The sequence below is a fragment of the Geothrix fermentans DSM 14018 genome (assembly GCF_000428885.1).
In the GTDB taxonomy this organism is placed as follows: Bacteria; Acidobacteriota; Holophagae; order Holophagales; family Holophagaceae; genus Geothrix; species Geothrix fermentans.
Map to the genome: position 1 here is coordinate 14,709 of NZ_AUAU01000025.1, position 24,633 is coordinate 39,341.

The window sequence follows — 24,633 nt, forward strand, 5'->3', positions numbered from 1 at the left end:
GTCCTGCCTCAGGCCGGATGGTCGGGATCCCACTGCCGGCGCAGGCGGTGCAGCAGGAGCCGGATCTCCAGGAACAGGGGGCGGGCGGCCAGGAAGCACAGGAAGCCCGCCAGGGGCACCGTGACCTTGAAGCCGATGTGGCGGAACCCGAGCGCCCCGGACACGCCGCCGACGATGAAGGAGGCCAGGATCAGCAGCAGCAGCGTGAGCTTCTGGCGGTTGGCGACGATGCGCTCCCGGCCGTGGCGGTGGTGGACGTTCACGTAGGTGAGGCGGCTCAGCTCGATGCCGATGTCCGTGACCGTGCCCGTGAGGTGCGTGGTGCGCACGGCGGCGCCGGAGATGATGGATGTGACCGTGTTGTGCATGCCCATGATGAAGCAGAGCAGCATGACGGTGCTGGGCAGCGTGAAGCGGATCTCCTGCTGCAGGCGGTTCCCCATGAGCCCGAAGACCATCATCAGCACGGCCTCGATCACGAGGGTCAGCGCGTAGCGGCTGCGCATGCGCCGGCGCTGGCCGAAGCTGATCAGGGTGGTGCAGATGAAGGCCCCCGCCAGGAAGCTGAGCATCATGGCCAGGGCCGCCAAGGCCGTGGTGAGGTCGCCGTCGGCCAGCTCGTCGGCCATGGAGGAGACCACGCCGGTGACATGCGACGTATAGTGGCTCACGGCCAGGAAGCCGCCGGCGTTCACGGCCCCGGCCACGAAGGCCATGGCCCAGGCCAGCTGGCGGTTCAGGCTTTCGGAGCGGAGGCCCCCCTCGCGCACCAGGAGCTTCTCCTGGATGGGCAGGGTGGCCAGGGCCGTCTCCACGGCCGTCTGCAGCTGGTGGCCGGACAGACGGGTCCTCAGCAGCCGCCGGAGATAGCGGCCCGCGATCAGCTGGAGGTAGCGGGGAATGCGGCGCATGGAGGGCGAAGTCCCATCCCAGTTAACCATCCGGAGGCCCCGGCGGGCCAGCGGCGCCGATGGAGATGGAGGGCCCGTTTCGATTAGGGTGGAAGCATGCGGACGATCCTCCTCCTCCACACGGGCGGCACCCTCGGCATGATGCCCAGCGGCGAGCCCGCCTCCCTGGCCCCGGGGCGCTTCCTGGACCACCTGCTGGAGCAGGTGCCCGAGCTGGGCCAGATGGCGCGCCTCTCCGTGGAGGTGCCCTTCAACCAGGATTCCTCCTGCCTGGAGCCCGGGCACATCCTCCTCCTGGCCTCGCGGGTGCGCGCGGCGGCCCAGGCCTTCGACGGCTTCGTCATCATCCACGGCACGGACACCATGGCCTTCACGGCCTCCTGCCTGGGCTTCCTCCTGGCGGACCTGGGCAAGCCCGTGGTGCTCACGGGCAGCCAGAGGCCCCTCGCCTTCGTCCGCAGCGACGCCCGCAGCAACCTCGTCAACGCCGTGGACCTGGCCTGCCGCGGCATCCCCGAGGTGGGCATCTGCTTCGGCACCCACTGGATCCGCGGCGTGGCCGCGGACAAGCTGAGCGTCCACCAGTTCGAGGCCTTCCAGAGCCCCAACCTGCCGCCCCTGGCGGAGATCGGCGCGGAGATCCTCCTCCATCCCGAGGTGGGCCAGTTCGTCCGCCAGGTGCCGCCGGGCCTCGGCGACCGGCTGGACCTGGCCATCCACACCCAGACGCCCCACCCCGGCATGGCCTGGAGCCCGGCTCCGGCCCAGGCGCGGGCCATGCTGATCCAGGCCTTCGGCGCCGGCAACCTGCCCATGGACCGGGAGGACCTCCGGGGCGCACTGGAGGATGCGCGGCGGCGGCGCCTGCCCGTGGTGGTCATCTCCCAGTGCCCCTACGGCGGCGTGGACCTCTCCGCCTACGAGCTGGGCCGCCGCATCGAGTCCATGGGCGCCATCTCCGGCGGCCTGCACACCCGCTGGGCGGCCCTGGCGAAGCTCGGCCTCGTGCTGGGCGCCGGCGGCGGCATCGACGAGGTGCGGGAGGCCTTCCGGGTACGGTGGGCGGGGGAGCCCATGCAAGAGGGGGCGTGGTCGCAGGTCTGAGGGCGCGTGATTCCCTCCTCGCCGGGGGCCGACTCTGGACGCGCCACTGGCGTGTCCTCCGTCACCCGGCGGTCGGGAGGGCCGGGGAGCCGATGCCGGACGGGGCGTGGTCGCAGGCTTGACGGGCTTTTTGGCCGCAGGCCTTCTCCAAACGCGCCACAGGCGCGTTTGGAGCTAGGTAAACTGATGGTTTATTGGGAAATCAAACCATGCTGGACGCCAACCTCCTGCGCAACGACCTCGACGCCGTGGCGGCCCGCCTGGCCGATCGGGGCTACACGCTGGACCGGGCGCGCTATCAGGAGCTGGACCAGCGGCGCCGGGCGGCGCTCCAGGAGGCGGAGGCCCTCAAGGCCGAGCGCAACCGCGTGAGCGACGAGGTGGGCCGCCTCAAGCGGGCCAAGGAGAACGCCGACCACCTCATCGCCCAGCAGCGGGAGGTGGGCGACCAGCTCAAGGCCCTGGAGGCCGCAGAGCGCGAGCTCGAGGCTGCCTTCAAGGACTTCCTGGCGGGCATCCCCAACCCGCCCCACGCCAGCGTGCCCGCCGGAAAGGATGAGCATGCCAACGTGGAGATCAAGCGCTGGGGCCAGATTCCGGCGATCGAGGCGCCCAAGGACCACGTGGAGCTGGGTACCGCGCTCGGCATCCTGGACCTGGACCGGGCCGCCAAGCTCAGCGGCGCGCGCTTCGCCGTGCTGAAGGGCCTGGGCGCCAAGCTGGAGCGGGCCCTCATCGCCTTCATGCTCGACCGCCAGACCGCCGCGGGCTACACCGAAGTGATCCCGCCCTACCTGGTGAACGCCGACAGCATGTACGGCACGGGCCAACTTCCCAAGTTCGAGCAGGACCTCTTCAAGACCTCCCGCGGGGACGGCGGGGCGCTCTACCTCATCCCCACGGCCGAGGTCCCCGTCACCAACCTCTACCGCGACGAGATCCTGGCTGCGGATGCGCTCCCCCTGCGCCACTGCGCCTTCACGCCCTGCTTCCGCAGCGAGGCCGGCAGCTACGGCAAGGACACCAAGGGCATCATCCGCCAGCACCAGTTCCACAAAGTGGAGCTGGTGACCTTCGCCGCCGCCGATGAGGCCGAGGCCGAACTGGAGCGGCTCACGGCCAACGCCGAGGCCATCCTCGAGGCCCTGGGCCTGCCCTACCGCCGCGTGCTGCTCTGCACGGGCGACATGGGCTTCAGCAGCCAGAAGACCTACGACCTGGAGGTCTGGCTGCCCTCCCAGAACACCTACCGGGAGATCAGCTCCTGCAGCTGGTTCGGCGACTTCCAGGCCCGCCGTGCCAACATCCGCATGAAGGGCAGAGAGGGCAAGCCCGCCTTCGTGAACACCCTGAACGGCAGCGGCCTCGCCGTGGGCCGCACCTGGGTGGCCCTCCTGGAGAACTACCAGCAGCCGGACGGCAGCATCGTCGTGCCCGAGGCCCTGCGGCCCTACCTCGGCGCCGAGGTGATCCGCTGAGGGGCGTTCCCGTCCTTAGCGCTGAAGGCTTGCGCCTTCAGCGCATGGGAAGGGATGTGATCAGGGATGCGTCCTTTTCCATCGCTCCGGGCGAAGCCCTGGGCCTGGTTGGCGCGAGCGGGGCGGGGAAGACCACGCTGCTGCACCTGGTGCTGGGGCTGCTGGAGCCCACGGAAGGACGGATCCTCCTGGAGGGCGAGCCCTGGTCGCCCCTGCCGGAGCGGGAGCGTCGCCAGCGCCGGCCGCGCATCCAGGCCGTGTTCCAGGATCCCCTCGCCAGCCTGCCGCCCCACCGCACGGGTTGGGAGATCCTCCAGGAGCCGCTGGAGGTCTGGGGGCGCGGGGCCCCGGCCACCCGCCGCGAGGCGGCTGCCCACATGGCGGCGCGCGTGAAGTTCCCCGAGCCGGCCCTGGACCAGCGGCCCGCCGCGTGGTCCGGCGGCCTGGCCCAGCGGCTCTGCCTGGCCCGGGCCCTCATGCTGGAACCGGCCCTGCTGGTGTTGGACGAGCCCTTCTCGGCCCTGGACCCCACCCTGGCCGGCCACCTGCTGGCCCTGCTGCTGGACCTCAAGGCCGAAGGCACGGCCCTGCTGATGGCCAGCCACGACGGGGCGGCCGTGGAGACCCTGTGCGATCGGGTGGTGGAGCTGTCAGCTGTCAGTAACTGATAGCCGATAGCCGATAGCCAGGAGCTACTCCTCCACCGGCACCTGGACGGCGCTGGCGTTCACGTAGATGCCGCCGAAGTGGCCCCAGAAGCTGCTGAGGCCGGGGCGCAGGCGGCCCTCCTGGTCGAGGGACTGGAGTTCCGCGGAGAGGAGCTTCTGGGCCTCGGTGGTCTGGACCTCCTGGATGAGGGTCCGGCGGGTCTCGAAGGTCAGGGCCGGGGCGGGCTCCCGGGAGGTGATGCGGGCGGCCCAGAGCTTGCCGTCCTGGGCCCAGAGCAGGGGCGTGGTCTGGCCCACGGGCGTGTCCAACAGGGCCTTGCGGATGCCGGGGTGGGCCACCAGGTCGCGGAGGCCGCTGAGGGGGGCCGCGGCCTGGTCGGTGACGGGACCCACGGCCTGGAGGCCGCCGGTCTTCAGGGCCTGCTCCGCCTTGGCCAGGGCCTGCTTGCGGGACTCCTCGAGGCGGTAGGCGGCCAGGACCTTGGCGCGGACCTCCTTGAAGGGCGGCACGGCCTCCGGCAGCTCCTCCTGCACCCGGAAGAGGATGTGGCGATCGGCGAAGCGCATGGGCTTGGAGACTTCCCCCACCTTCAGGCGGAAGGTCTCGCCAGCAAGCTGGGCCAGCTCAGGCAGGCCCTCGGACTGGGCGCCGGGCTCGTTGCTGAAGGGCTGGCTGAGCTGGGCCTGGCTGCCCAGGCTCTTGGCGGCAGAGGCCAGGTCGCCGCCGTTGGCGCGCTTGCGGATCTGCTCCAGGCGCTCCTGGGCCCGGGCGTTGAAGCGGTCGTCGGAGATCTCCTTGGCGAGCTGCTCCTTGACGTCCTCGAAGCGCTTCTCGCGGCGGCCCTCCAGCTTGATGAGGTGGATGCCGTACACGGTGCGGACGGGCTGGCTGATCTCGCCGGGCTTGAGGGTCGCGGCGGCCTCGGAGAAGGGCTTCTGCATCTGGGGGAAGCGGAACCAGCCCAGGTCGCCGCCGTTGCCCTTGGCGCTGGGATCCTCGCTGAGCTCCTCGGCGGCCTTGGCGAAGTCCTGTCCTTTCACGAGGCGCTCGCGCAGCAGCTGGGCCTTGGCCTTGGCCTCCTGGGCCTGGGTGTCGCCTTCGGCCTTGAAGAGGATGTGGCGGGCCTTGAACTCGATGAAGTCGTTCTTGCGGGCCTCGAAGGCGGCCTTGAGGGTGGCGTCGTCCACCTGGAGGTCCTTGCCCAGGGCGGCGCGGTCCACGGCCACGTACTGGATGACGCGGCGGGGGGGCTGGAGGAAGCGGTCGCCGCCGGCCTTGTAGAAGGGCTTCAGGGTCCCGTCGCCGGGATCGGCCACGGTGGCGGGATCCACGGCCAGGGCGACCTGCTGGAAGGCCACCTTCTCATTGCGCAGGCGGTCCTCCACCGCCAGCCAGGCGCCGTCCACGGGCACCTGCACGGCCGCCTGCTGGATGAGCTTGGAGCGCAGCAGCTCGCTGCGCAGGTTCCGCTCCTGGAGGGCCGGGTTGAAGCCGGTCTCCTGGAAGATCTGCTTCAGCTCCGCCGTGGACTTCAGGTTGCCCTGGGCGTCCAGGAGGATGGGGTACTGCTTCAGGAAGGCCCGCAGGCGGGCGCCGACTTCTTCATCCGTCACCACCACGTGGTGCCGCTCCGCCAGCTCCTCCATGAGCTTCTGGTTGATGAGGTCGCGCAGGGCCTGGGACTGGACGAAGGGCTTGAGGGCCTCGGGGCTGGCCTGCTTGCCATAGCGCTGGTAGAGCTCCTGCATGTGCTCCGCCAGGTCGCGAAGCAGCACGTCGCGGCCGTAGACCCGCGCCACCACCGTATCCGGCGTGTCCACCCGGCCTGAGGGGGCCAGATAGGCCACCAGTCCCAGGAGGACGACGATCATGACCGCCGCCATGGGCGTGCGGTTGGATTTGAAGACCTGACGGAAGGAACGCAGCATGCGGGGGCTCCGGGGCACGGACCTCCCAGATTACCGCGGGGGCGCTTTATATGACAGGCTCCCCTGTTGGATTACACTGGAATGCTGGAGTGTTTGCATGGCCGTCCTGCCCGTACTGACCTGGGGCGATCCCCGATTGAAGAAGAACAGCGAGGATGTGGGGGCGTGGACCCCGGAGCTGGAGCAACTGGTGGCGGACATGTTCGAGACCGCCCTCGACGAGGAGGGTGTGGGCCTCGCCGCGCCTCAGATCGGCGTGAACCTGAACCTGGCGGTGATCGACTGCTCCTGCGGCGAAGACCCGGCCCAGAAGCTCATCCTCATCAACCCCGAGGTCACCCATGAAGAGGGCAGCCAGGTGGGCCCCGAGGGCTGCCTGTCCATCCCCGGCATCCGGGAAGTGCTGGAGCGCCCCCAGAAGGTGGCCATCCGCAACCGGACCAAGGACGGGAGCTGGCACGAGCTGGTGGGCGAGGACCTGCTGGCCCGGGCCTTCTGCCATGAGATCGACCATCTGCGCGGGCGCCTCTTCGTGGAGTATTTCGGCCCCGTGAAGCGCCAGGTCATCCAGCGCAAATACCAGAAACAGGCCCGCGGATGACCCGCATCGCGTTCCTCGGCACCCCCCGCGCGGCCGTTCCGGCCCTCCGGGCTCTGGCCGAGGAGGGCGTGGCGGCGGTGTTCTCCAACCCGGACCGGCCCGCGGGCCGGGGGCGCCACCTGGAGTCGCCGCCGGTGAAGCTGGCGGCCCTGGAGCTGGGCCTGCCGGTCCACCAACCCCTGACCTGGAAGGCGCCGGAGACCCGGGCCCTGTGGGAATCCCTGGAGATCGACCTGGCGGTGGTGGTGGCCTACGGGCACCTGCTGCCCCGCTGGATGCTGGAGTCCTGCGCCAACGGCGTCTGGAACCTGCACTTCTCCCTGTTGCCCCGCTGGCGCGGCGCCGCCCCGGTCAACCACGCCCTCCTGGCCGGCGACGAGGAGACCGGGGTCAGCCTCATGCGGCTCACGGAGGGGCTGGACGAGGGGCCGGTCCTGGCCCAGTCCCGCCGCCCCATCGGCCAGGGGGACACGGCCGAGAGCCTGCTGGCGGCCCTGTCCACGGACGCGGCGGAGCTCCTCATGGACCAGCTGCCCCTCCTGCTCTGCGGCTGCGGCCGGCCCCTGGAGCAGCGCCACGAGGGGGCCACCTACGCCTCCAAGCTCCGCAAGGACATGGGCCGGCTGGACTGGCACCGCCCCGCGGCGGAGCTGCACCGCCAGGTCCGCGCCCTCTGGCCCTGGCCGGGCACCGAGCTGCAGGTGGAGGGCCAGCCCCTCAAGGTCTGCGGCGTGGGGATCCTGCGCACCTGCTACCGCGAGCCGGGCCAGATCCTGTGGGGCAAGGAGGGCGCCTGGCTCACCACCCCCGACGGCGCCCTGGAACTCACCCAGCTCCAGCGCCCCGGCAAGCCCGTCCAGCCTGCCCTCCAGGCCCTCCAGCCCTGGGGCGCCACCGGCAGCCGGGCACTCAGCTGATCGAAAGACGGGGACAGGATTAACAGGATGAAAAGCTGGATTAACAGGATTAAAACTTTGTTTTGAATCCTGTTACCTGCTTATCGGCCAAGCTCAGCCCCATGTTCGCAAGATGAAAGGCTGGAGCCGGAGATGACGGAGAAACGGCCTCGGGTCCACAGATTTGCACAGATTGAAAACGGGGCTGCGGCTGATTTGGGGGTGCAGCTTCGCAAGCGTGGGCGCCCCCATGACCTCCGGCAACGCCGGAGGCCGCCTTCGGCGGGCCCACGCATGGTGGGTCGAGCCCCCTCCGCGCTCTCCGCGCGCCCGAAGGGCGGTCTCTGCGCCCTCTGCGTTCCGCTTTTCTGGCTGAGGCTCGCCGATAATCAGGTCCTGTTAATCCTTCAAAATCCTGTTAATCCTGTCCCCGTTTTTTTGTCGGCTACGCCAGCCTCGCCGCCACGTCACGGTAGTCGGGATCCATGGTGTGGACGGCCTTGAACTCGGCGGCGGCGAGGGCGGGCTGGCCCTGCTGGAGGAAGATCTCCGCCAGGTCGTAGCGGAGGCCGATGCTGTCCTCGGGCGGGAAACCCGGGGCCTCGATGCCCTGGCGCAGCCAGTCCACGGCGGCCTTGAGGTCGCCCCGGGCCTGCTCGCAGATGCTGAGCATGGAGCAGCACTCCAAGGTGCGCTCGGGGTCGCCCATGGCGATCTTGAACTCCTCGATGGCGGGATCGATGAGCATCATCTCCTTGTAGGCGATGCCCAGGTTGTAGTGGGTGTCGTAGTCGTCGCCCTTGACCTGCTTCTCCACGCCCTCGCGGAAGGCGCTGAACAGCTCGTCCACGCTCTGGATCTTTTCCACGACGTTGGTGGCGTCGTGCATCTCCTCGCCCTCGCCCGTGTCCATGAGCGCGGTGCCCAGCACGTCCGTGAGGTCGAAGAAGGAGTTGGCGAAGTCGCTCTCCGCCAGGGCGCTGGCCTTGGGGACGTGGCCCAGCTTCTGAAGGGCCGTGGAGGCCCGGTCCAGACGGGCTTCCAGCTCCGGATGCCCGGGGAACTGGGCGAGGGCGGCCTGGATCTCGGCCATCGCCTCGTCCGGGCTGCCGTAGTCCAGCTGGAAGTCGATGTCGCCCAGGAGGCCGGCCAGCTCCTCCGGGATGTCCGGTGCGCCGGCCTCCGCGGCCAGGGCCTCGATGGTCTCCGGGGACAGGATGCCCGTGGGCATGGGGGGGAGCGGCGTGGTGGGCGCCGAGAAGGGAACGGCCTTGGCCTCCAGCTCCGTGAGGGTGTCGTCCATCCAGCCCAGGTCCGAGGCGTCCAGGGCCGCGGGCTCCATCGGGGCCGGAGCCGGGGTCGGAATCGGGGCAGGGGGCGCCGGGACGGGCGGGAGGCCGGCCGCCGCGGCGAAGGGGTCCGGCAGGACCGGCAGGCCCTCGCCCAGGGCGATGGCCTCGCGGAGAGGGGTGGGAGGGGCCGCCGCAGGCGGGGGTGGCGGCGGGGGCTGGGGGGCGAAGGCCGCGACATCCAGCTCGATGGGCTCGAGCTTAGCGGGGACGGGCTCGGGCAGCGCGATGGGAGCCGCGGGGGCGGGAGGGGCCACCGGAATGGGCGGGGCGACGGGAACCGGCGGGAGCGCGGCGGGGGGAGGCGGCGCGGGCGGCCTCACCGGCTGGGGTGGGGCGGCGGGGCGCGCGCCCGGTTCGGGCAGGCCCAGGGTCCGGCGGTGGATGCGGGTGGAGCCCGGGAAGAGCTGCTCGGCCATGTCCAGCAGGTGGGTGGCCTCCTGCTTCTTGCCGAGCTGGGCCAGGGCCTGGGCGCTCTGCACGTACTGCATCTGCACCTTGGTGAGATGCCCCGTGGTGCGGTGCACGGCGACGATGGCCTCGATGAGGTTGAGATCCGAGGGATCCAGCTCCAGGGCCTTCTTGTAGGTCTCCACGGCGCGCTCGGGGCTGCCGCTGCGGAGCAGGGCCTCGGCCTCGCGGGCGAACTGCTCCATGCGGAGCCGCCGCACGGGATCCAGCTCGGTCTCCCGGACCTGGAGGGTGCCTTCGGCGGGCGCGGCACCGCCGAAGCCTGGGCTCGGGGCCTCCGGCGCGCGGAAGGTGGCCGCGGGGGCGGCGGAAGCATCCGGAACCGCGCCCAGGGCGCGGAGCTGGCCCGAGAGCTGGCCGATGAGGCCCTGGTCGTTGGCCTGGTGGGCGAGGCCGTAGGCGCTCTGGAGGGCCTGGACCTGCTCGCCGCGGTTGCCGCTCTGATGGGCGATCTCCGCCAGGAGGATCCAGGCCTCGATGCCCATGGCGTTCTGCATGGCGGTCCGGAGGCTCCGGGCCACGGTGTCGCCTGAGCCCCGGCGGGCCAGCTCGCGGGCGATGGGCGCGAAGAGCCGCAGGCCCTCCTCGCCGCGATCGGCGTTCACTAGGTTGCGGAGGGCCTTCTCCGCGAGCGGAAGGGACTTCTCGGGCAGCTGGGCGATCTCCGCCAGGGCCTCCAGGGCGCGGTCGGGGTGGCCGCTGCGGATCTCGATCTCCGCCAGGGCCTCCAGCAGTTCCGTATCCCTGGGATTGCTGGAGAGGCCCTCCCTCAGGTGCTGGGCCGCCGCGGCGTAGTCGCCCTGGATCACCGCCAGCCGGCTCTGGGTGAGGAAGACATGGGGCGTGGAGATCATCGCCTTGGCGCGCTCGAGGATCTGGCTCGCCTCGCCGTGCATCTGCTCCATGGCCAGGGACTCGGCCACCTCCAGGTAGATGCCCGCGGCGCGGTCCTTCATGCCCTCCTTGTTGTAGAGGTCCGCGAGCTTGACCTTCATCTTCAGGTTCTTGGGGTCCAGGTCGACGACCTTGTTGAACTCCTCCAGGGCCCGCTTGATGAGGCCCTTCTTCTGGAAGTGCTCGGCCACCTGCATGTGGACCTTCACCGCATCGGTGACCTTGTTCATCTGGCGGTAGAGGTCCGCCAGGCGCTGGGCCGCGTCGATGTCCTCGGGGGCGTTGCGCACCACCTTCTGATAGATGGCGGCGGCGCGGGCGTGGAAGCCGTCCCGTTCGTAGGCGTTGCCGAGGCGCTTGTGGATCTCCACGCCCTCCCGGGTCCGGCCGATCTGCAGGTAGAGATCGCCGATCTGGTTCAGGGTGGCGTAGTCCTTGGGGTTGTCGTCGACGAGCTTGAGGAACTCGTCGATGGCCCGGTCCACCTTCCCCGCTGTCAGGAGCTTGTCGGCTTCCTTCTTGACTTTGACGCGATCAATGGCCATTCACTGCCTCAGGTTGCCTGACGGGGGTTCGGAAAGTGTAGGCGGGGCGGGCCCGCCTTGGATAGATCCGGCGTGCTAACCGAGGTTGCGGCCCGTGAAGCTGTGGGGCAGCAGGTCCTCCAGCCGGTGGAGCACGCGGTCGCGGCGGTTGGCCAGGAGGATCGGCAGGTGCTCGGCAAACTCTGCCAGGGCCTGCCTGCAGGCGCCGCAGGGCGGCGTCAGCAGGTCCGCGTCCGTCACCACCACGGCGGCCACCAGGCCCCCGGGGCGCAGGCCCGCGGCCACGGCGGCGCTGAGAGCTCCCCGTTCGGCGCAGAGGGTCACGGGGTAGGCGGCATTCTCCACATTGCACCCGGCCACGATGTCGCCCGAGGAGGTCCGCAGCGCCGCTCCGACCTGGAAATGGGAATAGGCCGCATGGGCGTTGGCCCGGGCCCCCCAGGCCGCTTCCAGCAGGGGGGTCCAGGCGGGGGATTGGGGATCGTCGAACACCATCGCCTCCTGCATGTCCCTAGCTTAGCGGAGGCGGGTCCCCGGCGCCTTCGGCCCGGGCCAGGGCAAGGGCCCGCCAGCAGGGGGTGTGGCCCCTCACCTCCCGGGTCTCCAGGGCGCCCTGGAGCTCCAGGCTGACGTCCCGCTTCTGGAGGCGGGCCTGGAGCACGGCGCCCGAGAGCCGCTCCAGCTCCCGCTCGAAGGGCCGGCCCGGGGCCCAGACGCCGAGGTCGAGCCTCAGATGGAGGCCCTGGGGCCGCTCCTCCTGGAAGGTGCGCACCCAGAGCTGGCTGCGCTGGGCCGTGCGCTTCCAGTGGACCCGGCCCGGGGGATCCCCCGCCCGCCAGGGGCGCGCGCCCTCGGGGCTGCTGGTCCCCTCCAGGGCCACAGTGCGGTGCCCCTCGCCCCGCCAGCCCGCCGGCGGGGCGGGGGGGGGGCGGGGGGGGGGCAGGATGAGCAGGTCCTGGTCCAGGTCGAGGAATCGGGCCTTCTCCACCAGGCCGAAGGGGAAGCGGGTGCGCAGCTCCAGCCGGCGCACCTTCGTCCAGCCTCGGCGGCCCGCCCGGGCCTGAAGGACCACCAGCGTGTCCTCGCCCGGAGTGGTCCGGCCCAGGAAGCCCGGCTCCACCTGGCCATCTTCCAGGCTGAGGTGGAGCTCCAGGCCCCGGATCCGGCCCCGGCCCTGGTCCCGCAGGCGGAGCCGGAGACCGCCCCGGACGCGGGCGAAGAGGTTGCCCTCCTCGAGGCCGGCCACCGCCAGGCCCTGGAGGGCCCGGCGGCTGAGAACCCCGGAGACCAGGAAGAGGCCCAACATCAGGGAGAACACCAGGTAGAGCAGGTTGTTCCCGGTGTTCACGGAGAAGGCGCCCACGGCCAGCAGGGCCAGCAGGCACTGCGCGCCCAGCCCGGTGAGGGAGAGGCGTAGGTGGCGGTCGCTCCACAGCTGCATCGCCTCCAGCCTACCTCGCCATGCGATTCCGGATCGCCTGATAGCATGATCCTCCATCCCCACAAGGTCCCCCATGCTGGAACGTGTCCTTCGCACGAAATCCCTGGAGCAGCTCCGCGCCAGCGCCGAGGAGCCCGAGCACCAGCTCAAGAAGAACCTGGGGGCCTTCGACCTCACCATGTTCGGCATCGGGGCCATCATCGGCGCGGGCATCTTCTCCAGCATCGGCACCGCCGCCGCCGGGAACATGGCCGATGGGCGGCTTCCGGCGGGACCCGGCCTGGTCCTCAGCATCCTCATCGTCGCCGTCATCTGCGGCTTCACCGCCCTGGCCTACGCGGAGCTGGCCTCCATGATCCCCGTGTCGGGGAGCGCCTACACCTACGCCTACGCGACGCTGGGCGAGCTGATGGCCTGGATCATCGGCTGGGACCTGCTGCTGGAGTACGCCATCTCCAACGTGGCCGTGGCCATCTCCTGGGGCGACTACGCCCGCAGCTTCCTCTCCACGGTGCTCCACGTGGACATCCCCGGCTGGCTGGGCATGGACCCCCGCAGCGCCCTCAAGCTCGTCCAGGGCGTGCCGGCCATGGACCTCGGCGCCAAGCTCGAGGCCCTGGCCCAGGCCAAGGCGGGACTCGTGAACGGCGGGGCCACCTTCGCCAACTGGGAGGTGCTGAAGGCGGCCCCCACGGTGGGCGGCTTCCCAATCACCATCAACCTGCTCGCCGTGGTCATCACGGCCGTCATCACATGGCTCTGCTACATCGGCATCAAGGAGAGCGCCCGGGTGAACGGCGTCATGGTGGTGATCAAGGTGATCATCCTGCTGGCCGTGGTGGGGCTCGGCGTCAAGTTCATCAGCCCCGACAACTGGCATCCCTTCGTGCCCCACGGGTTCCGGGGCATCCAGGCCGGGGCGGCCATCATCTTCTTCGCCTTCATCGGCTTCGACGCCGTGAGCACCACGGCCGAGGAATGCCGCGATCCCGGCCGCGACCTGCCCCGGGGCATCCTGGGCTCCCTGATCATCTGCACCGTCATCTACGCCGCCGTGGCCCTGGTGGTGACGGGCATGCTGCACTACACGAAGCTGGGCGGCATCGCGGATCCCCTGGCCTACATCTTCACCCAGCACAAGATGGGGGGCATCGCCGCGGTCATCAGCTTCGGAGCCGTCATCGCCACCACCGCCGCGCTGCTGGTCTACCAGGTGGGCCAGCCCCGCATCTTCCTGAGCATGAGCCGCGACGGCCTGCTGGGCTCCTGGTTCGGGAAGGTCCATCCGAAGTTCAAGACCCCCTCCACGGCCACGGTACTCACGGGCTTCCTGGTGGCCATCCCCGCGGCCCTGCTCAACATCGACGAGGTGGTGGAGCTGGCCAACATCGGCACCCTCTTCGCCTTCGTCATCGTCTGCGCGGCCGTGCTCATCCTGCGCAAGCGCCGCCCGGAGGCCCCCCGGAAGTTCGTCATGCCCTACGCCTGGGTGGTGGCGCCAATGGGCATCCTCGGCTGCTTCTGGATCGCCCGGGGCCTGCCCGCCATCACGTGGTACCGCTTCTTCGCCTGGCTGGGCATCGGGCTGGTGATCTACTTCTTCTTCGGATCGCGGAACAGCCGCCTGGAGGCCCCGTCTGCGCGATGATGGACCTGGAGTCCGCGCCATGTTCACAGGACTGATCCGCCACTTGGGCACCCTCGAATCCCGGTCCTCCCGGCCCGGCGGGGCGCGGCTCCGCATCGCCGCCCCGGCGGACCTGCTGGCCCGGGCGGAGCTGGGCGCCAGCATCGCGGTGAACGGCGCCTGCCTCACCAGCGTGGCCGTGGACGGCCGCGCCTGGGAAGCGGACCTCAGCGAGGAGACCCTGGCGAAGACCACCCTCGGCCGCCTGGCCCTGGGCGCCGCGGTGCACCTGGAGCCGGCCCTGCGCGTGGGCGATCCCCTGGACGGCCACCTGGTTTCGGGCCACGTGGACGCCGTGGGCCGGCTGCTGGAGCGGCCGCGGGCCCAGGGTGGCCTCGACGAGGGCATCTGGCGCTTCGCCATGCCCGCCGAGCTCGCGCCCATGACCGCCGCCAAGGGCTCCATCTGCGTGGACGGCATCTCGCTCACGGTGGTGGACTGCGGCACGGACTGGTTCACCGTGGCCCTCATCCCCGAGACCGTCATCCGCACGGCCCTTGCCTCCATGCGCCCCGGCGATCCCGTGAACCTGGAGGCTGACCCCATCGGCCGCTTTGTGGCCCGGGCCCTTGCCCTCCGCGCCAGCGACGAGAAGCTGGCCCGCTTCGCCCGGGACGGGTGGGGTAGCTGAATCCGCTCAAGAGCTGGAACACAGAGGGCACAGAAATCACACAGAGGGCGCAGAGGGAATGACCTGCTCTTGTTTCTTCTCTGTGTGCGCTGCGCCCCTCTGCGTGTTCTGTGTTCCGGCTTTTTTGCGTTTGGGATGGGACCTACTCCCGCGCGCCCTTGCGGATGCGGTCCAGCTCGCGCTTCTGTTCGCGGGCCTTCAGGGCCTCGCGCTTGTCGCCCACGGCCTTGCCCTCGGCCAGGGCCACCTTCACCTTGATCTTCCCCTGCTCGTTCAGGTAGATGGCCAGGGGGATGATGGTGAGGCCCTTGCGGACCACCTTGGCGGTCATCTTCGTGATCTCGGCCTTGTGCAGCAGGAGCTTGCGGGGGCGCAGCGGGTCGTGGTTGGCGTAGGTGCCGAACTCATAGGGCGAGATGTGGGCCTGCTTGAGCCAGAGCTCCCCGGCCACCGCATCCACGTAGGCGTCCTGGAGCTGGCCCAGGCCCGCCCGCAGGGCCTTCACCTCGGTGCCCTGGAGCGCGATCCCCGCCTCCCAGGTCTCTAGGACGTGGTAGTTGTGCAGGGCTTTGCGGTTGCGGACCAGATCCTCGGACATGACGCCATTGTATCCGCCGGTACACTGGACCTTTTGGGATGCGCTCATGCTCCAAAAGATCCTCGCCCCGATCATCGCCTGGATGGTGGCCGTGATGGCCGCCATGGGGCCCCTGGGCGTCATGCTGCTCATGGCCATCGAGAGCGCCTGCATCCCCCTGCCCAGCGAGGTCATCATGCCCTTCGCGGGCTACCTGGCCTTCAAGGGACAGCTCACCTTCTTCGGCCTGGGGGCCGGCAACCCCGTGGCCCAGATCTGGATCGCGGGCATCTTCGGCGCCTTGGGCTGCAACCTGGGCAGCATCCCGGCCTACGAGGTGGGGGCCTGGGGCGGGCGGCGCGCCGTGGAGAAGTACGGCCGCTACATCTGGCTGCACACGGGGCACCTGGACCAGGCCCACCGCTTCTTCGAGCGCTTCGGCACCTGGGCCATCTTTATCGGCCGCCTGCTGCCCGTGGTGCGCACCTTCATCGCCCTGCCCGCCGGCATCGCCCGCATGAACCGCACCCGCTTCCACCTCTACACCTTCGCCGGCAGCCTGCCCTGGTGCCTGGCCCTGGCCTGGATCGGCTACAAGCTCGGCGAGAAGTGGAACACCCTCGGCGCCTACTTCCACAAGCTCGACGCCGTCATCGGCGTCCTGATCGCCGCCGGCGTGGCGTGGTTCATCTACGACCACTTCAAGAACAGAAGCAAAGGCTGAGACAGGATTAACAGGATGAAAAGCTGGATTAACAGGATTAAAGCCCTTGCTTTTGAATCCTGTTAATCCTTTCTAATCCTGTTAAGCCTGTCCCAGCTTTTTCATTTGGCGAACCGGTCCGCCGCCGCCACCAGGGCCCGGGAGATGCCGGGCTCAAAGGCGCTGTGGCCGGCGTCGGGGACGATGACGAGGTCGGCTTCGGGCCAGGCCTTGGACAGGGCCCAGGCGCTCTCGATGGGACAGACCATGTCGTAGCGGCCCTGGATGATGCTTCCGGGGATGCCCTTGAGCCGGTGCGCATCGCGCAGGAGCTGGGCCTCGTCCATCCAGCCCTTGTTCAGGAAGTACTGGCACTCGATGCGGGCAAAGGCCAGGGTGGTGGCCTCGTCGCCGTAGGAGGCGATGAAGTCGGGATCGGGGATGAGCTTGCTGGTGGCGCCCTCCCAGATGCTCCAGGCCTTGGCGGCGGGAAGGTTCACGGCCGGGTCCTCGCTGAGGAGGCGCCTGGCGTAAGCCTGCAGGAAATCGCCGCGCTCGGCTTCCGGGATGGCGTCGCGGTAGGGCTCCCAGGCGTCCGGGAAGATGCGGCTGGCGCCTTCCTGGTAGAGCCAGTCCACCTCGCGCTGGCGCAGCAGGAAGATGCCCCGGAGGATCAGCTCCGTCACCCGCTCGGGGTGCGCCTCCGCGTAGGCCAGGCCCAGGGTGGCGCCCCAGGAGCCGCCGAAGACCATCCAGCGCTCGATGCCGAGCTCCACGCGGATGCGCTCGATGTCGGCCACCAGGTCCCAGGTGGTGTTTTCGCGCACCTCGGCGTAGGGCGCGCTCTGGCCGCATCCGCGCTGGTCGAAGAGGATGATGCGGTACTTCTCCGGATCGAAGTAGCGGCGGTGCTTGGGGCTGGTGCCGCCCCCGGGGCCGCCGTGGAGGAAGATCACCGGCTTGCCGGCCGGATTGCCACTCTCCTCGACGTAGATCTCATGCAGGCCAGAGACCTTCAGGCGGTGCGTGCGGGTGGGCTCGATGGGCGGGTAGAGCCAGCTGACAGGATCCTTGCGAAGCGGCATCGAGGACTCCAAAAGGGGTTCAGCATCAGGAAACCACACTCGCAGAGGTTCAGGAGGGAACAGAGGGTCGCCGAGAAAAGCTGGCTTTCATTTCTCTGCGGAACTCATTCTCCTCCACAATCTCTGCGAGTGTCGTTCCGCGGTGTCCGGGTCACACAAAGAACAGCGCGGCCGCCCCGGCCAGCGCGAGCAGCGTGCCCAGGATCGCATGGCCGCCCACCTTCTCCCTGAAGCCGAAGTGGGAGACGGGCAGGAGGATCACCGGGGAGAGCGACATCAGGGTGGCGGCCACGCCCATGGGCGCCTTGGCGATGGCCACCAGGGACAGCACCACCCCCAGCACAGGGCCTGTGACGGCGCCGAGGCCGATGGCGGCCGTGGCCCAGGTGTCCCGCAGGCCGCCCAGGGTGCCGCGGAGGCGGCCCGAGGCCCCGAAGTAGAGCAGCAGGGCGCCGAGGCCCGCCGAGACGCGGATGAGGTTGGCGGAGATGGGCGGGAATCCCCCCGCCAGGCCCTTCAGGCTGAAGAGGAGGCCCACGGACTGTCCCAGGGCGCCGCCGATGCCCAGCAGGACGCCGCGCCACAGGTGGGGGTGGGCCTCGCGGTCGCCCCCGTCCCAGACCACCCAGGCGATGCCGCCGAGGGTGACGCCCATGGCCAGGAGCTTCGGCGCATTCAGGGTCTGGCCCAGAAAGCCCCAGGCCAGCAGGGCGCTGAAGACCGGCGAGAGGGTCATCAGCAGCATGGCCAGCCGGGCCCCGATGAGCACGAAGGCCTCGAACAGCACCGCGTCCCCCACGGCGAAGCCGATGAGGCCCGAGGCCCCCAGCCAGCCCAGGCGGACGCTGCCCGCCGCCCAGGGAAAGGGCTGGCCGTAGAGGGCGAGGTGCAGCAGGACGAGGAGGCCCCAGGCCATGAGCAGGCGGATCAGGTTCACGCTGGCCGAGCCCACCCGCCGGCCCGCGAGGGTGAAGCAGACCGAATTGAGGGCCCAGCACACGGAAGTGAGCAGAGCGGCGCTTTCGCCGGCGTAGTGCAAGGGGACTCCGCAGCTTTCCCCGGGGCGCGGGGCCTGCCTTCATCCTACCGCTCCCGCCAGGCCCCCGGCTGTCGGCGAGGGATCAGGCCGCGTCGCCCACCGTGCCTTCCGGGACCTGGAGACCCGAGGTCAGACGGGCCAGCGCCATCAGCCCGAGCCCCAGGAGCAGAACGCCGAGCCCCCACATCCAGAAGGGCTGGAACCCATCATCCGCGAGGATGGGAATCCGGAAGGCGTGGGCAAGGGTGACGGCCAGGTTGTTCAGGAAATGGGCGAACACCGCCGGCCAGAGGGATCCCGTGCGTACCGTGAGCCAGCCCAGGAAAGCGCCCAGCACCAGGCCCGCAGGGAACTGCCAGGGGTTCAGGTGGATGAGGGCGAACAGCAGGGCGGAATAGGCGATGGCCCGTCGCGTCCCGTAGCGCAGCACGAAGCCGCCGAGAATCAGGCCGCGGAAGAGGGGCTCTTCGGTGAGGGGCGCGCCGAGTACGATGCTGGGCCAGCCCATGTTCACGAAAGCCTTGTTGAACCAGGCCGGAGGCGGGATCAGATGGTTGAGCCAACCATCCACACCGCCGATGACCAGGATGAACCCCGCCATGGCGATCAGGGTGAGCGGCCAGACGCCAGGAGGTACAGAGGCACTGGGGAAGGCGTCTTTCCACGCCTTCTTGCCGATGGGCAGGCAGACCTTCAAGGCCAGGACGACGCCCCCGAGCTGGCCCAGGAACAAGGCCCAGGCCGCCCAGCCCGGCCGCTTCAGGATCGACAACACGGCTGAGGGAATGGTGAGGAGCGAGGTGAACAGGAAGAACAGAAACACCGGCAGCAGGGACTGGGCGAAGCCGGGATAGGGCGTTTGTGCCGCGGCAGGGGTCGGCTCGGTGGGGTTCATGATCGGTATCCACGAACGGGTCGGCTGCATGCAGGCCGATGGGAGGGTGTTCCCCGATCCCGATCGGTCGCGGGGGGTGAGCTCTGGGTGCGTGGGGCCAGCTTACCTGAGGGGAAGCCTCACACGAACATCTGGAGGATGCCGTTGCTCATGAGCATCCCCCGGGCGGTCAGCCGTACCCAGTCGCCCTCCCAGAGGACGAGTTCCTGCTCCACCAGGGCGCGGAGCCGCGCCTCCCATCCATCCGTCAGGGGTCGCAGGTTGAGGGCATCGGCGCGGGTGCGCAGGGCCGCCCAGTCCACGCCCCGGTGCAGGCGCAGGCCCAGCAGGGGGAGCTCCGCCAGCGCCTCGGCCGGGTCCAACTCCTGGAGCTCCACCTCGCCGCGGCCTCCGGTCCAGGCGGGAATGACGGAAGTCTCCGTCCAGCGGAAGTCGCCCATCTGGGAGGCGGCGCTGGGGCCCAGGCCCAGGTAGGGTCGGCGCTCCCAGTAGCGGGTGTTGTGGATGGACTCGCCGCCGGGAAGGGCGTAGTTGCTGATTTCGTAGGGTGCCAGGCCCAGGCGGGGCAGCTCGGTCTGGAGGGCCTCGAAGACGTCGGCCACCTCATCCTCGGAGGGCAGAGCCAGGCGGCCGGCGTCGATCTCCGCGCGCAGGGGACAGGCCTTGTCCAGGTCCAGCAGGTAGATGCTCAAGTGGTCGAGGCCCGTGGCGGCGAGGGTGCGGGCATCGCCGAGAACCTTGGACAGCGACTGTCCGGGGATGCCCACCATCAGGTCGGCGCTGCGGCGGCGGAAACCGGCCCGCTCGGCCAGGTCCAGGGCCTCCAGGGCCTGGGCCGCGCCGTGGATGCGCCCCAGCCGGGCCAGGAGGACGTCATCCAGGGCCTGCACGCCGAGGCTCACGCGGTCCCAGCCCAGGTCGCGCGCCTGCCGGAGCCAGGGCAGGTCCACGGTGCCGGGGTTGGCCTCGAAGGTGGCCTCCGTGAGGGGCGAGAGGTCGAAGGCTTCACGCAGGGCGGCGGTGAGGTCCGCCAGTTCGGCAGCGGACAGCAGGGAGGGGGTGCCCCCGCCCAGGTACAGCGTGTCCACCGCGGGCCTTTCCAGGGCCGCCCCCCAGGCCCGCACCTGATGGAGGAGCCGGGCCGTGGTCTCCGGCTGGAGGCTCCGGTCCCGGGTGGTGGCGAAGGAGCAGTAGGTGCAGCGGTCCAGGCAGAAGGGGATGTGGAGGTAGAGGCCCAGGGGTTCCGCGTGGGCGGCGCTCCTCAGCACCGGCAGCCGCTCCGCCAGGGGGGGCGGAAGGTCAGGGGTCAACCATCACCTGCTTCACGGCCTCACGGAGGTTGCGGACCTCCCGGGGGAAGCGCCAGGGGACCCGGGTGGGTTCGGCGGCCTGCTCGAGGGCCTGGTAGCGCTTCTCGAGCAGGGCGTGGCGCTCGGGGCGGGGCATCCGCCCGCCCATGTGGCGCTCCAGCAGTTCCATGTTCTGCCGGAGCCGGGTGGCCTGGGGGTGGTAGAGGAACACGTTCAGGAGCAGGTGCCCGAAGGCCAGGCCCAGGAGCAGGAAGCCGCCCAGCACCGGCAGGCGGAGGCCGGAGCCCAGGCCCAGGGCCAGCCACCAGCCCATGAGGCCCATGAGGGCCAGGGCCAGGAGCGGCATCAGGGGCATGGCCCACAGGCCGCTGCCCCAGAGGCAGTCGTGGATGAGCGAATCGGTCACGGCCTCCAGGGTGCGGCGGTCGCTCGCGGCCCGGGCCCTGATCAGGTGCTGGTCCAGGGCCTCCCAGGCCTGCTTCTGGGCGGGATTGAGGGCCGCCTGCCGGAGGCCTCCGGGCGTCTCGGAGGGGCGCACGGGCTGGATGCGCTGGGGTCGGCCGGGCTCCACGGCGGGCGGGGGCGGGGGCTCCAGCAGCTCCGCGCCCGGCGGTGGCGGCGTGTTGGTGACATGGGTCTGCCCGCCGGCATCCCGCCAGTAGTAGGTCCGTGCGGGCTGGCCGAGGAGGGCCAGGACCAGCAGCCCGGCGGCGGCGGTCACCATGCGGCCTCAGAATTGCGCATCGAGGGCCTCGCACCAGAAGTGGTAGATCATCTGGTGGACCTCCTGGATGCGGGCCGTCACCGTGGAGGGCACCACCAGGGCATCGTCCATCAGATCCTTGAGCTTGCCCCCGTCCCGCCCCAAGAGGCCCAGGGTGCGCACGCCCAGCTCCTTCGCGGAGGCCACGGCCCGGACGACGTTGGGGCTGTTGCCGCTGGTGCTGATGCCGATGAGGAGGTCGCCGGGGCGGCCCAGGGCCTCGACCTGGCGGGAGAAGACCTGGTCGAAGCCGTAGTCGTTGCCGATGGCCGTGAGGGCCGAGGTGTCCGTGGTGAGGGCGATACCGGCCAGGGCACGGCGCTCCTTCAGGTAGCGCCCGCTCAGCTCGGCGGCCAGGTGCTGGGCGTCGGCGGCGCTGCCCCCGTTGCCACAGACGAGAATGCGCCCCCCGCGCCGCAGCCGCTCGGCCATGTCGTCCGCCTGGGAGAGGAGGTGGTCCAGCTCCGCGGCGAAGAAGGCCTGCTTCAGCTGGATGGACTCCTGGACGTGCTGGAGGAGGATCTGCTTCATGGACGCGATTGTGACAGGAATTCCCCTCCCAGGATTTGCCTAGCCCTGGCAGACTGCGGGGAGTATTGCCCCTTCCGAGCGTGGGTCCCATGGAATGGATTGCCCTCAAACACGCCCTGCTGGCCCACCTTCCGGTGGCGACCGGACTGCTGCTGCCCTGGGCCCTGTTCGCCTCCCAGCGGGCCGGCCGCGGCATGCGTCCCTGGTGGACCGTGTGCCGCTACCTGGGCTGGGTGGGCCTGCTGGGTCTGCTGGCCGCCCTCGTCAGCGGGCCGGCGTCGGGGCGGCTGCACACCCTGATTCCCGCCGGACGCCTCTTCCCCCTTCCGGCCTCGGGCCTTGGGGCCGATGCCATGGTGTTCCGCCACGCGGTGATCGCCACCGTCTCCGCCCTGCTCGCGGTGCCCGCCCTCTGGTCCATGAACCGGGTCCGCAAGGACCACCAGAGCCTGGGCGTCCTGGCCCTGTTCCTGGGGCTCCTCTGGTCCGCGACGCTCCTGGCCACGGGCTATACCGGCTACGGGCTGGCCCACCCGGGCCGCCCCGTGCCGCCCGCTCCATCGGCGCCCGTGAAGGAGGCGGCGGTTCCCGCGCCCCCGGTAGACGCCGAGGCCCAGGCGCCCCTGCGGGCCCTGGACTACGCGGCCCTGGAGCCCATCCACGCCGAGCCGGTGAAGTCCCCGGCGCACGGAGGCCGCTGGATCCGCGCCTGGGCCAATCCCGCCGCGGCCTCAGCCTATCGGGCGGGCCGGACCCTCCCGCCGGGCTCCCTGGTGGTGCTCAGCACGTTGGAGGACCGCTGGGGCCGCCCCGGCACCGAGGCGGGTCCCCTCTATGCCCTGGAGATGAAGGGCGAGACGCCCGCCCTCACCTTCTACTGGCCCCAGGTGCCCATCGACCGCCGCCAGGAGACCGGCGGCGAGGCCCGGGCCTACTGGCGGAACCAGAACACCCACCTGGAGGTCTGCAAGGCCTGCCACGCCGGGGGCATGGCCGATCCCGCCCAGCGCAGCCGTTGGCGCGTGCCGCGGGCGAAGGCCGCTTCGGAGAACTAGGCCCGTTCCACCAGGGGGAACAGCCGGGCCTCCTCCAGGTCGATGCGCCGGCGGAGGACCTGGAGCAGGTCCCTGGACGTCCCGATGAAGGCTTCCGGCGCCAGCCGGATGGCCTCTGCACTGGGCCAGTGCCGGGCGAACTGGCGCATGCGGGTCCTTAGCTCCTCCAGCCCCGCCTCCAGGCCCCTGGCGGCTGCCAGGACCTCGGTGTCCATGGCCTCCAGCAGGGCGGGGTAGAGGATGGTGTGCTCCATGGACAGGTGGGCCTTGGCCGTGGCGAGGAGGGCCTGCGAGCCGGCCAGGCACTGGTCCGGGTGTTCCCGCACCAGGGCCGGAGCCAGCCGGGCCTCATGCTCCCGCGCCAGGCGCCGCAGTTCCTGGTGGTGATGGTGGTAGGGGGCGAGGCTGGCGTCCATGGCGGATCCCTCTGCCCTTTGTTATCGGAACGGCCCGTCCGGACTTGAGGCCTGTCTGGTTCCCACTGGCATAAAAAAGGCCGGCTCTAGGGCCGGCCTTTTCGCGCTTACGGAGCCCTCAGTCGATGGTGAACTCGCCGCTGTCGATGATGGTGATCTCCGTGGGCAGGAACCGGGCCTCGAAGCCCTTCTCCTTCAGCAGGTGGTAGGCCAGCTCGGCGCGGAGGCCCGTGGAGCAGTGGCAGATCACCGGCTGGCCCTTGGGCAGCTCGGAGAGGCGCGCCAGGAGCTGGGGCTCGGGAATCGTAAGGGCGCCCTTGATCACGCCGTTCTTCGTTTCGTCAGGGTTCCGCACGTCGAGGATCACGGCGCCGCGCTGGGCGGGGGCCAGCTCGGCGACCTTGGTGAACTCGGAGGGGGAGATGGAGCCCGGGCGGGGCTTGGGCACGAAGGTGGCCTTGGCGGCCAGGGTGCCGGTCTCCACGGGCAGGGCCGCGGCCTGCCAGGCCTGGAAGCCGCCGGTGAGGACGTTCACGCCCACGTACCCGGCCTTGACGAGGTCCATGGCCACGGCCTTCGCGGCCTCACCGCCGGTGCGGTCCACCACCACGACGGGCGGCTTGAGCTTGGCGGAAGGGAAGGCCTTGAGCAGGTCGGCCATCTTCGCGGGATCCGCGGCCACGGACCCCTTGATGAAGCCCTTGGCGGCCTCAGCGGCGGGACGGGCGTCGAGGATCACGAGGGGCGTCTGGGTGTCGAGGTAGGCGGCCTTCATGGAGGCCGGGCTCAGCACGCCGTGGGCCTTCTTCGTCCAGGCGGGCATGCCCTCCACGAACACCTTGGCGTTCGTGTAGCCCAGCTTCTTCGCCTTGGCCAGCGACCCGGGGCTCATGTTGCAGGTCTTCCCGCTGCAGTAGAAGATCACCAGCGCGCCCTTGTCCGCGGGCAGCTTGTCCACGTTCTTGTCGAAGGCGGGGAAGGGCAGGTTCACAGCCGTGGGGATGGCGCCCTCCATGAAGCGCGGCGACGGGCGCGAGTCGAAGAGGAAGTACTTCCCCTTCTCGGGGCCCATGGCCACCAGCTTCTGGAGTTCATCGACGGCGATGGTTTCGTTCGCGGCCAGCTTGACGGGGGGCTTGGCGAACACGGCCACGGCGGTCTTCACGCCATCCTTCTCGACGTACTGCACCCGCACCTCGTGGCCCTTGGCGATGGACTTCAGCCCGGCCTCGGCGTTGGCCGCCGGCTCGGGCGTGACGACCTTCAGGGTGGCCGCGTCGTAGCGGAGGATCTCGACCCGCTCGTCGATCTTCAGCTGGAAGCTGTGGGCCTTCGGGGCCAGGTTGTCGAAGTGGCCGCGGAAGTTGTCGGCAGCCGTAGTGTGGCAGGTGGTGCAGAGCTTCGCGGACGCCGCCTTGGGCGCCGGGGCGTCGGCGGCCAGGGGGGCTGCGAGGAGGGCCGCGCAGGCGAGGGGAAGAAGGGGTCGCATAGATGCTCCGTGGGTCGTTAACGATTGGAGTCTATGGTTGATTGCTCATGAAGCCAGGGGGAATGTGACCAAGGTCTATGGACACCCATGTGGAAGCTTCAGCCCACGCGAAGGGAATTTGAAAAAACATGCCAAGTCCCGACTCAGGGGAGGCCGGGCGCCCGC

At 70.1% G+C, this 24,633-nt stretch carries 23 protein-coding genes; 9 read left to right on the plus strand and 14 right to left on the minus strand.

The genetic code is table 11. The features are described from left to right. Positions 1-8 precede the first annotated feature (8 nt). Positions 9-911 (minus strand): YoaK family protein, encoded by a 903-nt coding sequence (locus G398_RS0108975; protein WP_157492353.1) that lies wholly within the window; start codon positions 909-911, stop codon positions 9-11. A 96-nt stretch (positions 912-1,007) separates the two neighbouring features. Here G398_RS0108975 and G398_RS17340 point away from each other — a divergent pair, with 96 nt between their 5' ends. From G398_RS17340 to G398_RS17345, 3 genes are all read left to right on the plus strand, one after another. Then, positions 1,008-2,015: an asparaginase gene (locus G398_RS17340; protein ID WP_052571719.1), complete on the plus strand. Its 1,008-nt coding sequence runs from the start codon at positions 1,008-1,010 to the stop codon at positions 2,013-2,015. A gap of 209 nt (positions 2,016-2,224) precedes the next feature. Then, positions 2,225-3,493, plus strand: coding sequence for a serine--tRNA ligase (gene serS / locus G398_RS0108985; protein ID WP_026853359.1), 1,269 nt, complete (start codon positions 2,225-2,227; stop codon positions 3,491-3,493). Positions 3,494-3,549: 56 nt separating this feature from the next. Then, on the plus strand, positions 3,550-4,161 hold the full coding sequence (locus G398_RS17345; RefSeq protein WP_052571720.1) for an ATP-binding cassette domain-containing protein: 612 nt from the start codon (positions 3,550-3,552) through the stop codon (positions 4,159-4,161). A 24-nt stretch (positions 4,162-4,185) separates the two neighbouring features. On the opposite strand, the gene G398_RS0108995 is transcribed toward G398_RS17345, so the two are convergent. Then, complete coding sequence (locus G398_RS0108995) at positions 4,186-6,090, minus strand: peptidylprolyl isomerase (protein ID WP_026853360.1); 1,905 nt, start codon at positions 6,088-6,090, stop codon at positions 4,186-4,188. A gap of 97 nt (positions 6,091-6,187) precedes the next feature. Here G398_RS0108995 and def point away from each other — a divergent pair, with 97 nt between their 5' ends. Beyond that, positions 6,188-6,691 (plus strand): peptide deformylase, encoded by a 504-nt coding sequence (gene def / locus G398_RS0109000; protein ID WP_026853361.1) that lies wholly within the window; start codon positions 6,188-6,190, stop codon positions 6,689-6,691. After that, positions 6,688-7,608, plus strand: a complete 921-nt coding sequence (fmt, locus tag G398_RS17350; RefSeq protein WP_043484509.1) for a methionyl-tRNA formyltransferase — start codon at positions 6,688-6,690, stop codon at positions 7,606-7,608. The genes def and fmt overlap by 4 nt, the downstream gene beginning before the upstream one ends. Before the next feature lie 424 nt (positions 7,609-8,032). Here the strand turns inward: fmt and G398_RS0109010 are convergent, their stop codons facing one another. The 3 genes from G398_RS0109010 to G398_RS0109020 form a co-directional block, all read right to left on the minus strand. Next, positions 8,033-10,846, minus strand: coding sequence for a tetratricopeptide repeat protein (locus tag G398_RS0109010; RefSeq protein ID WP_026853362.1), 2,814 nt, complete (start codon positions 10,844-10,846; stop codon positions 8,033-8,035). A 75-nt stretch (positions 10,847-10,921) separates the two neighbouring features. After that, complete coding sequence (cdd, locus tag G398_RS0109015; protein WP_211229067.1) at positions 10,922-11,338, minus strand: cytidine deaminase; 417 nt, start codon at positions 11,336-11,338, stop codon at positions 10,922-10,924. Positions 11,339-11,357: 19 nt separating this feature from the next. After that, the gene (locus G398_RS0109020) at positions 11,358-12,287 is read right to left on the minus strand and encodes a DUF58 domain-containing protein (protein ID WP_026853364.1); all 930 of its coding nucleotides are present in this window, start codon (positions 12,285-12,287) and stop codon (positions 11,358-11,360) included. Positions 12,288-12,360: 73 nt separating this feature from the next. On the opposite strand from G398_RS0109020, the gene G398_RS0109025 reads away from it, so the two are divergent. Both G398_RS0109025 and G398_RS17355 read left to right on the plus strand, forming a co-directional pair. After that, positions 12,361-13,935: an amino acid permease gene (locus tag G398_RS0109025; protein WP_026853365.1), complete on the plus strand. Its 1,575-nt coding sequence runs from the start codon at positions 12,361-12,363 to the stop codon at positions 13,933-13,935. A gap of 19 nt (positions 13,936-13,954) precedes the next feature. Continuing rightward, entirely contained in the window at positions 13,955-14,605 is a 651-nt protein-coding gene (locus G398_RS17355) for a riboflavin synthase (RefSeq protein ID WP_052571722.1), read from the plus strand. 142 nt (positions 14,606-14,747) lie between these two features. On the opposite strand, the gene smpB is transcribed toward G398_RS17355, so the two are convergent. Continuing rightward, positions 14,748-15,203: an SsrA-binding protein SmpB gene (gene smpB, locus G398_RS0109035; RefSeq protein WP_026853366.1), complete on the minus strand. Its 456-nt coding sequence runs from the start codon at positions 15,201-15,203 to the stop codon at positions 14,748-14,750. A gap of 46 nt (positions 15,204-15,249) precedes the next feature. Between smpB and G398_RS0109040 the strand changes: the two genes are divergently transcribed. Next, positions 15,250-15,906, plus strand: coding sequence for a DedA family protein (locus G398_RS0109040; protein ID WP_026853367.1), 657 nt, complete (start codon positions 15,250-15,252; stop codon positions 15,904-15,906). A 101-nt stretch (positions 15,907-16,007) separates the two neighbouring features. Here the strand turns inward: G398_RS0109040 and pip are convergent, their stop codons facing one another. The 6 genes from pip to gmhA all read right to left on the minus strand — a co-directional run bounded on the left by pip (position 16,008) and on the right by gmhA (position 21,508). Next, positions 16,008-16,970 carry a prolyl aminopeptidase gene (gene pip / locus G398_RS0109045; RefSeq protein ID WP_026853368.1) on the minus strand — a complete coding sequence of 321 codons (963 nt, stop codon included), beginning with the start codon at positions 16,968-16,970 and terminating at the stop codon, positions 16,008-16,010. A gap of 151 nt (positions 16,971-17,121) precedes the next feature. After that, positions 17,122-18,009 carry a DMT family transporter gene (locus G398_RS0109050; RefSeq protein ID WP_026853369.1) on the minus strand — a complete coding sequence of 296 codons (888 nt, stop codon included), beginning with the start codon at positions 18,007-18,009 and terminating at the stop codon, positions 17,122-17,124. Between the two features lie 82 nt (positions 18,010-18,091). After that, positions 18,092-18,904, minus strand: coding sequence for a CPBP family intramembrane glutamic endopeptidase (locus G398_RS19610; protein ID WP_052571723.1), 813 nt, complete (start codon positions 18,902-18,904; stop codon positions 18,092-18,094). A 119-nt stretch (positions 18,905-19,023) separates the two neighbouring features. After that, positions 19,024-20,214 (minus strand): coproporphyrinogen-III oxidase family protein, encoded by a 1,191-nt coding sequence (locus G398_RS17365; RefSeq protein ID WP_052571724.1) that lies wholly within the window; start codon positions 20,212-20,214, stop codon positions 19,024-19,026. Further along, a complete protein-coding gene (locus G398_RS21185) occupies positions 20,204-20,938 on the minus strand; it encodes a DUF4124 domain-containing protein (RefSeq protein WP_026853370.1) in 735 nt (244 codons plus the stop codon). Before G398_RS21185 ends, G398_RS17365 begins: the two co-directional genes overlap by 11 nt. A 6-nt stretch (positions 20,939-20,944) precedes the next feature. Then, a complete protein-coding gene (gene gmhA, locus G398_RS0109070) occupies positions 20,945-21,508 on the minus strand; it encodes a D-sedoheptulose 7-phosphate isomerase (RefSeq protein WP_026853371.1) in 564 nt (187 codons plus the stop codon). 89 nt (positions 21,509-21,597) lie between these two features. Here gmhA and G398_RS0109075 point away from each other — a divergent pair, with 89 nt between their 5' ends. Then, positions 21,598-22,563 carry a hypothetical protein gene (locus G398_RS0109075; RefSeq protein WP_026853372.1) on the plus strand — a complete coding sequence of 322 codons (966 nt, stop codon included), beginning with the start codon at positions 21,598-21,600 and terminating at the stop codon, positions 22,561-22,563. Here the strand turns inward: G398_RS0109075 and G398_RS0109080 are convergent. Together G398_RS0109080 and G398_RS17370 are read right to left on the minus strand one after the other, a co-directional pair. Then, complete coding sequence (locus tag G398_RS0109080) at positions 22,560-22,979, minus strand: hemerythrin domain-containing protein (RefSeq protein WP_026853373.1); 420 nt, start codon at positions 22,977-22,979, stop codon at positions 22,560-22,562. The two genes, G398_RS0109075 and G398_RS0109080, sit on opposite strands and share 4 nt — an antisense overlap. 118 nt (positions 22,980-23,097) lie before the next feature. After that, on the minus strand, positions 23,098-24,468 hold the full coding sequence (locus G398_RS17370; RefSeq protein ID WP_052571725.1) for a rhodanese-like domain-containing protein: 1,371 nt from the start codon (positions 24,466-24,468) through the stop codon (positions 23,098-23,100). Between the last annotated feature and the right edge of the window lie 165 nt (positions 24,469-24,633).

What these genes read in the sequence shown, in the direction of transcription:
- G398_RS0108975 (WP_157492353.1), bottom strand. Translation starts at nt 911, where the DNA reads ATGCGCCGCATTCCCCGCTACCTCCAGCTGATCGCGGGCCGCTATCTC.
- G398_RS17340 (WP_052571719.1), top strand. Translation starts at nt 1,008, where the DNA reads ATGCGGACGATCCTCCTCCTCCACACGGGCGGCACCCTCGGCATGATG.
- serS (WP_026853359.1), top strand. Translation starts at nt 2,225, where the DNA reads ATGCTGGACGCCAACCTCCTGCGCAACGACCTCGACGCCGTGGCGGCC.
- G398_RS0108995 (WP_026853360.1), bottom strand. Translation starts at nt 6,090, where the DNA reads ATGCTGCGTTCCTTCCGTCAGGTCTTCAAATCCAACCGCACGCCCATG.
- def (WP_026853361.1), top strand. Translation starts at nt 6,188, where the DNA reads ATGGCCGTCCTGCCCGTACTGACCTGGGGCGATCCCCGATTGAAGAAG.
- fmt (WP_043484509.1), top strand. Translation starts at nt 6,688, where the DNA reads ATGACCCGCATCGCGTTCCTCGGCACCCCCCGCGCGGCCGTTCCGGCC.
- G398_RS0109010 (WP_026853362.1), bottom strand. Translation starts at nt 10,846, where the DNA reads ATGGCCATTGATCGCGTCAAAGTCAAGAAGGAAGCCGACAAGCTCCTG.
- G398_RS0109020 (WP_026853364.1), bottom strand. Translation starts at nt 12,287, where the DNA reads ATGCAGCTGTGGAGCGACCGCCACCTACGCCTCTCCCTCACCGGGCTG.
- G398_RS0109025 (WP_026853365.1), top strand. Translation starts at nt 12,361, where the DNA reads ATGCTGGAACGTGTCCTTCGCACGAAATCCCTGGAGCAGCTCCGCGCC.
- G398_RS17355 (WP_052571722.1), top strand. Translation starts at nt 13,955, where the DNA reads ATGTTCACAGGACTGATCCGCCACTTGGGCACCCTCGAATCCCGGTCC.
- smpB (WP_026853366.1), bottom strand. Translation starts at nt 15,203, where the DNA reads ATGTCCGAGGATCTGGTCCGCAACCGCAAAGCCCTGCACAACTACCAC.
- G398_RS0109040 (WP_026853367.1), top strand. Translation starts at nt 15,250, where the DNA reads ATGCTCCAAAAGATCCTCGCCCCGATCATCGCCTGGATGGTGGCCGTG.
- pip (WP_026853368.1), bottom strand. Translation starts at nt 16,970, where the DNA reads ATGCCGCTTCGCAAGGATCCTGTCAGCTGGCTCTACCCGCCCATCGAG.
- G398_RS19610 (WP_052571723.1), bottom strand. Translation starts at nt 18,904, where the DNA reads ATGAACCCCACCGAGCCGACCCCTGCCGCGGCACAAACGCCCTATCCC.
- G398_RS21185 (WP_026853370.1), bottom strand. Translation starts at nt 20,938, where the DNA reads ATGGTGACCGCCGCCGCCGGGCTGCTGGTCCTGGCCCTCCTCGGCCAG.
- gmhA (WP_026853371.1), bottom strand. Translation starts at nt 21,508, where the DNA reads ATGAAGCAGATCCTCCTCCAGCACGTCCAGGAGTCCATCCAGCTGAAG.
- G398_RS0109075 (WP_026853372.1), top strand. Translation starts at nt 21,598, where the DNA reads ATGGAATGGATTGCCCTCAAACACGCCCTGCTGGCCCACCTTCCGGTG.
- G398_RS0109080 (WP_026853373.1), bottom strand. Translation starts at nt 22,979, where the DNA reads ATGGACGCCAGCCTCGCCCCCTACCACCATCACCACCAGGAACTGCGG.
- G398_RS17370 (WP_052571725.1), bottom strand. Translation starts at nt 24,468, where the DNA reads ATGCGACCCCTTCTTCCCCTCGCCTGCGCGGCCCTCCTCGCAGCCCCC.